This window comes from Mycobacterium sp. D16R24 (genome assembly GCF_002013385.1).
Classification (GTDB): Bacteria; Actinomycetota; Actinomycetes; order Mycobacteriales; family Mycobacteriaceae; genus Mycobacterium.
The window spans coordinates 180,556-186,955 of record NZ_MAEV01000015.1 but is presented as its reverse complement, the minus strand read 5'-3'; the positions used below and the strand labels follow the sequence as shown (position 1 = coordinate 186,955).

Here is a 6,400-nt window from a genome sequence, read left to right as displayed (position 1 = left end):
AATGCATCGCGACCGGTTCCGCTGTGCGTACTGCGGTGGACGCGCCGACACCATCGACCATGTCATCCCGCGCAGCAAGGGCGGCACGCACTCCTGGGAGAACTGCGTGGCCTGCTGTTCGTCGTGTAATCACCGCAAGGCGGACCGGATGCTGTCGGAGCTGGGCTGGTCGCTTCACACCACGCCGATGCCGCCCAAGGGGCAACACTGGCGACTGCTGTCGTCGGTCAAGGAACTCGACCCGGCATGGGTGCGATATCTAGGGGAGGGTGCGGCGTGAGTTCCCGGCGCGGTCGGCTACGGTTTGCATCGTGAGCTTTCTCAACAGCCCCACATACATCGGGATGCCGGTCTGGGTAGCCCTGATCACGCCGGTCTTCTTCGTGCTCGTCGGACTCTGGACGATGCGTAAGAAGGGGCCGCACCCCGCGACCTACAACATGAACGACGGCTGGACGCACGCCCCGATCCTGTGGGCCGCAGTCGACGAAAACGTTGGCGATGCCCATGGGCACGGCCACGGTCATGGGCATGCTGGCGCCGAGGCGATTGGAGGGTCCGCAAGTGGCAAGTGGTGAGGTCACCAAGACTGCTCCCGCCGAATTGCCGCGCGGCTGGGCCGAGACCATCAGCGGACGCATCTCGGGTGTTACCGAGCCGGGCGCGCTGTCGGTTGAATTTCCGTTCCCCAACTACGAGCTGGCGACGCTCGACGACGCCCTGACCTACGGGTCTCGTCAGTCGAAGGCGAGGTTCTCGGTGTACATCGGCGACCTGGGCTCGGATACCGCTGCCGGTGCGCGGGAGGTGTTCCTCAAGGTGCCGACGCCGGATGAGGCCGTGCTGATCGCTGTTTCGCCCAACCAGCATGTGGTTGAGGTCGTCTACGGCGAGGGACTCAAGGGGCGCGGTGCCGAGTCGGCCGCCGACCTTGGTGTGGCTGCTGCCGTGGCGTCGTTCAAGGAAGGCAACCTGCTCGACGGGATCATCAGTGCGGTGCGCGTAATAAGCGCCGCGATCGCGCGCCCCTGACCTTTCGTTCTCCTCGCGCTGTTCCCCGCGTATGTCCTTGCCTCGAGTGCATACCTGGTGCAGGTCAACTGGCTGAATTTCATGCACCTGGTATGCGTTCGGTGAGTTGTCGGACGTCTGTTGCATGCTTCCGTGATGGGGAGCGGGGCTTTTCTCGGAAGTGAAGCGCTTCGTGCAGGTCTACTGACCCGGCACGCACTGATCACCAACTATGTGGCTTGGCATAAGGATGTCTACATTCCGCGAGGCATCGTGATAACACCGACGATCCGTGCGGAGGCCGCCTGGCTTCGCTCGCGTCGTCGTGGTGTGCTCGCCGGGTTCTCGGCGGCAGCGCTGCTCGGTGCGCAATGGATCGATCCCTCTCGGCCAGCGGAGATTGTCGACGGCCACAACCGACGCCGTGAATCGGGTGTAGTCACCCTTCGATCCGTCCTTCCCGCCGACGAGGTGTGCATTGTTCGCGGTATGTGCGTCACGACTCCAGCTCGTACTGCACTCGATCTGGCGGGTCGGTACCCGGACGCTTATGTGGTGCCCGCTGTCGATGCGTTGTGCCGGGCAACCGGGCTTACGACCGCCGAGGCGCTACGCCTCGCCGAGCGCTACAGGGGCCGGCGCGGAATACAAAGGGCAAGGGCGGCGCTCGATTTGGTGGATCCCGGTGCGCAGTCGCCGAAGGAGACCTGGCTCCGATTGCTACTGATTCGGGCTGGGCTGCCGCGCCCTACCACGCAGATCCTGGTGCACAACGGCGATTTCGTTCCACTCGCATACGTCGACATGGGCTGGGAGGACGTCATGGTCGGCGTCGAATACGACGGAGATCACCACCGCAGCAACCGCCGACAGTACGTGAAGGACATCCAGCGGCTGGAGATGCTCGAAGGTCTGGGCTGGCTGATTGTCAGAGTGGTCGCCGAGGACCACCCCGACGACATCATTCGACGAGTGCGGGAAGCCCTCGCTCGCCGAGTGCATACCGTACGCAGACGAATCGCGTGAAAGGCCTGCGCCTGGTATGCACTCGGCACGAGGGAGCGTGCGAAGGGAGCCCTCCTATTGGGCGTCGAACTCGCGGGCCTGCAGTGACCTGACGATCCCGGCGCGCCCCTCGGAAACCAGACGGCGCAGCGCCGACGGAATCTCCTTGGCCAAGAAGCCGTCTGCCGACTCGATAGCATGCTGCGAGATGTCCCACGAGGGGTACAGGCCGATCACCACGGTCTGGGCCACCTCGCTGGAACGCCGTGCCCACACATTCTCGATGACATCGAAGTAGCGACCCGAGAACGGCGCCAGCAGCGCGGCCTGTCCGGGCTGCACGATTCCCGCGATCACCGAACGCGCGGTGGTGTTCGGCAGCGCGTCATCCTCGATGACCTGCTTCCACGCGGCCTTTTTCACCTCGGCGACCGGACGGGCCGCACGAGCCTGGGCCGCTTGACGCTTACCCGCCGCGGTCTGGTCGCGCTCCAGCTCCGCATCGATGAACACCGAAGCGTCGGGCTCCAGTGCCCCGGAGGCCGCCAGCGCGTTCACGATTCGCCACCGCAGGTCGGTGTCGACCGTCAGGCCGGGCAGGTCCAGCGATGCCGGATCGGAGTCCAGCAGCGCCTGCAACACGACGGTATGTCCTGCCGACAACACCGAGGTGGTGAAGGCGTTCACGAAAGCCAGCTGATGATCCGAGCCCGGCCCGGCGCCACGCGCCAGCTCCAGCAGCCGGTCGGCGAAGGCCGGCCAGCCGTGCTCGCGCGCCCACTCGGGTTCCACATAGGAGCTCAACGCCGTCTGTGCCTGCAGCAGCAGGCGTTGCGCCACACCGACTTCGGACTCGGCGTGCACGCCGGAGGACACTAGCGCCACGAAATCACGCGCTCGCAGCTCCGCCTCGCGCGTCATCTCCCAGGCCGCCGACCACGCCAGCGTGCGTGGCAACGGGTCGGCGATATCGGCCACCCGTGACAGCACGGTTTCCAGTGACTCGTCATCGAGCCGCAGGGAGCAGTACGTCAGATCGTCGTCGTTGACCAGAATCAGCTTGCCGCGGGAGACACCCTGCAACGCGGGAACATCCGTCGACGGTCCTTCGACGTCCAACTCTTCGCGGTGTACGCGGACCAGCTTGCCGTCCACGTCGTCATAGATCCCGACGGCGAGCCGGTGCACCCGCGTCTCGCCGGCGCCCGGGGCCGCCCCGGACTGTTTGACGGCGAAACGCGTAAATTTCCCGTCGCTGTCCACCTCGAAGCCAGGTGACAACGTATTGAGCCCGGTGGTCTTGAGCCACTGTGTGCCCCAGTCCGACAGGTCGCGCCCCGAGGCCTCCTCCAGGGCGCCCAGCAGATCGTCGAACGTCGCGTTACCGAACGCGTGCGCCGTGAAATACGCGCGCAGGCCCGACAGGAAGTTCTCCAAACCGACATACGCCACAAGCTGTTTGAGCACGCTGGCGCCCTTGGCGTAGGTGATGCCGTCGAAGTTCACCTCGACAGCCGCCAGGTCCGGGATATCGGCGGCGACCGGGTGGGTCGACGGCAGCTGGTCCTGGCGATACGCCCATGACTTCTCGACGTTGGCGAAGGTGGTCCACGCCTCGGTGTACTCGGTGGCCTCCGCCTGGCACAGCACCGAGGCGAACGTCGCGAAGGACTCGTTGAGCCACAAGTCATCCCACCAGCGCATGGTGACCAGGTCGCCGAACCACATGTGCGCCATCTCGTGCAGCACGGTCTCGGCGCGGCGCTCATAGGAATACTTGGTGACCTTGCTCCGGAAGACGTAGTCCTCCAGGAAGGTCACCGCTCCGGCGTTCTCCATGGCACCCGCGTTGAATTCGGGGACGAACAGCTGGTCGTACTTTCCGAAGGCGTACGGGGTGCCAAAGTTCTTATGGTAGAAGCTGAATCCCTGCTTGGTCTCGGTGAACAGCCGATCGGCGTCCATGAACTCCGATAGCGAGGCGCGGCAATAGATGCCCAGATCGATGGTGCCGTGGTCATCGGAATACACGTCGTTCCATCGCGCGTAGGGACCGGCGATCAGCGCCACCAGGTAGGTGCTCATCTTCGCGGTGGTCGCGAAGGTGTGCACGCCGTCGGCCACCGACAGTGGCGCACCGTTGGAGATCACCTGCCAATGGGCCGGGGCGGTCACCGTGACATCGAAGGTGGCCTTGAGGTCGGGCTGGTCGAAGCTGGCGAACATCCGTTTGGCATCGGCGGTCTCGAACTGGGAGTAGAGGTACACCTCGTCGTCGACCGGATCCACGAAGCGGTGCAAACCCTCACCGGTGTGCGAGTACTCGAAATCGGCTTCCACCACCACGGTGTTGGCGGCAGCCAGCTCCGGCAGCGTGATGCCGTTCTCCTCGTCGTACCCGCTGACGTCGATCTCGACGCCGTTGAGCTCGACGCGCCGCACCGTGCGGGCGGCGATGTCGATGACCGTAGAGGCCCCCGGCTGCGCCGTGAAGGTGACAGTGGTCGATGAGTGGAAGGTTTCTTCGCTGGGACCGCCCTGACCATCGGTGAGGTCGAGGGTGATCGCGTAGTGCTGGACGTCGATCGCAGCGGCTCGGGCCGCGGCCTGGTCACGGGTGAGGTTGGGAAGTGCCACGTACCCAACGTAGCCGGTAGACGGTCATTCGTGCGGGATGGGAACACGGGGGCAGGATCGTGAGTTGGGTTAGACGTCCCCCTTTAGGCCGGCCACATCACATCCGAAAGGCGCGTTATGTCTGCAGACAAGAAGGACCTCGCCGAGTTCTGGTTCGACCCGCTGTGTCCGTGGTGCTGGATCACCTCGCGGTGGATTCTGGAGGTCCAGAAAGTTCGCGATATCGACGTGAAGTTCCGGGTGATGAGCCTGGCCGTCCTCAACGAGGGACGCGATAACCTGCCGGAGCGTTACCAGGAACTCATGAAAACGGCCTGGGGACCGGTGCGGGTGGCCATCGCCGCCGAGCAGGCCAAAGGCCCGGAGATCCTGGAGCCGCTGTACACCGCCATGGGTACCCGGATTCACAACCAGGACAACAAGGACCTTCCGGCGGTCATCGCCGAGTCGCTGGCCGAGGTGGGCCTGCCGGCCGAGCTGGCCGACGCCGCCGAGTCCACCGAGTACGACGACGCACTGCGTGTCAGCCACCACGCCGGTATGGACAAGGTGGGCCCGGATGTCGGTACTCCGACGATCCACGTCAACGGTGTGGCCTTCTTCGGCCCGGTGATCTCCAAGATCCCGCGCGGCGAAGAGGCCGGGAAGCTGTGGGATGCGTCGGTGATCTTTGCCTCGTACCCGTACTTCTTCGAGCTCAAGCGCACGCGCACCGAGGCGCCGACGTTCGACTAATAACGCGGGGGCGGATTGCCGAATGTGTACGCCTGATGAGGCGGCAGGTAGCCGTGGGCGATCGGCGGCGGCGCGGGCGGTAGCACCGGCGGCACCGGAGGAATGGGAGTCGGCGGCAGCAGCTGGGGCCGGAAGAACAACGACCCGGCCTGCTGCCGATTCCGCAACGCGGCTGCGCGCCAGGTGTGCACGGGGTGGCTCGACAGCATGTTGACCAGCCACACGAAGAAGCCTGTCTCCAGGGTGGCCCGGTTGGCCAGGGTGTCGAACTCGACGCGCTTGAGCAGATACTTGCCAGCCGCCATGACGCCGATGGCGCCCTGAATACCGGTGGGGCGCATGGCGTATCCGTGGTTGTCTGCGGTGTACTCCATGGAGCGCGACAGCGAGGTGCCGAGGAACGGGACGAAGTTCATCGCGGTCTGGGCGAACTGCCGCCAGTAGGACGCGTGCCCGGCGGCGATGTGACCGACCTCGTGGCCGATGATGAAGGCCAGTGCCTCCGGATCACGCGCTTCGCCACCGATCTCGAATAGGTCGCTGTAGACGACGACGAACCGGCGGAAGCCATGGCCGCTGGCGAAGGCGTTGATCTGGCCGTTGCCCAGTACGACATAGGCGTCGGGCAGCTCCTGCAGGCCGAAGCGCTGCGCTGCTTCGACGACCATCGCGTACCCCTCGGGGAACTGGGTGGGGGACATCTTGACGCCGTTCACCCGCTGCTGCCCGTAGAGGATGCCTCGACCGAGGAACAAGGTCAGCGGAGTGGCGGCCAGCGCGACGATGATGATGTTCAGCTGGACGTGCTCGGGGTCGGCGAGATATCCGATGATGCCGAAAATCGCGCCGATGTAGAGCAGCACTGTGAACAGGATCACGACGACGAGCAACCCGATCTCCCAGGGATGTCGACGTGGGGGATAGGTGTACTGGGGCAGTCCGACCGGGTACATGCGCGCCACGGTAACCGACCACGGGGCAACCTGGCACAACGCGACTGTCACAATTGGGG

General features: G+C 64.9%; 7 protein-coding genes. 5 read left to right on the top strand and 2 right to left on the bottom strand.

Going from position 1 to position 6,400, the window contains the following annotated elements; translation table 11 throughout:
• From B4383_RS14530 to B4383_RS14515, 4 genes are all read left to right on the top strand, one after another.
• On the top strand, positions 1–280 hold a 280-nt coding region (locus B4383_RS14530; RefSeq protein ID WP_139360777.1), incomplete at its 5' end, for an HNH endonuclease.
• 31 nt (positions 281–311) lie between these two features.
• Positions 312–578 carry a hypothetical protein gene (locus B4383_RS14525; RefSeq protein WP_078291291.1) on the top strand — a complete coding sequence of 89 codons (267 nt, stop codon included), beginning with the start codon at positions 312–314 and terminating at the stop codon, positions 576–578.
• Positions 565–1,032, top strand: coding sequence for a DUF5130 domain-containing protein (locus B4383_RS14520; protein ID WP_078291247.1), 468 nt, complete (start codon positions 565–567; stop codon positions 1,030–1,032). Before B4383_RS14525 ends, B4383_RS14520 begins: the two co-directional genes overlap by 14 nt.
• A 135-nt stretch (positions 1,033–1,167) precedes the next feature.
• A complete protein-coding gene (locus B4383_RS14515; protein WP_078291245.1) occupies positions 1,168–2,037 on the top strand; it encodes a type IV toxin-antitoxin system AbiEi family antitoxin in 870 nt (289 codons plus the stop codon).
• Positions 2,038–2,091: 54 nt separating this feature from the next.
• On the opposite strand, the gene pepN is transcribed toward B4383_RS14515, so the two are convergent.
• Positions 2,092–4,653: an aminopeptidase N gene (pepN, locus tag B4383_RS14510; protein ID WP_078291243.1), complete on the bottom strand. Its 2,562-nt coding sequence runs from the start codon at positions 4,651–4,653 to the stop codon at positions 2,092–2,094.
• Between the two features lie 117 nt (positions 4,654–4,770).
• Between pepN and B4383_RS14505 the strand changes: the two genes are divergently transcribed.
• Positions 4,771–5,388 (top strand): DsbA family protein, encoded by a 618-nt coding sequence (locus B4383_RS14505; RefSeq protein WP_078291241.1) that lies wholly within the window; start codon positions 4,771–4,773, stop codon positions 5,386–5,388.
• Here B4383_RS14505 and B4383_RS14500 read toward each other — a convergent pair.
• The gene (locus B4383_RS14500; RefSeq protein ID WP_078291239.1) at positions 5,385–6,341 is read right to left on the bottom strand and encodes a M48 family metallopeptidase; all 957 of its coding nucleotides are present in this window, start codon (positions 6,339–6,341) and stop codon (positions 5,385–5,387) included. The two genes, B4383_RS14505 and B4383_RS14500, sit on opposite strands and share 4 nt — an antisense overlap.
• Positions 6,342–6,400 lie beyond the last annotated feature (59 nt).

What these genes read in the sequence shown, in the direction of transcription:
- B4383_RS14500 (WP_078291239.1), bottom strand. Translation starts at nt 6,341, where the DNA reads ATGTACCCGGTCGGACTGCCCCAGTACACCTATCCCCCACGTCGACAT.
- B4383_RS14505 (WP_078291241.1), top strand. Translation starts at nt 4,771, where the DNA reads ATGTCTGCAGACAAGAAGGACCTCGCCGAGTTCTGGTTCGACCCGCTG.
- B4383_RS14515 (WP_078291245.1), top strand. Translation starts at nt 1,168, where the DNA reads ATGGGGAGCGGGGCTTTTCTCGGAAGTGAAGCGCTTCGTGCAGGTCTA.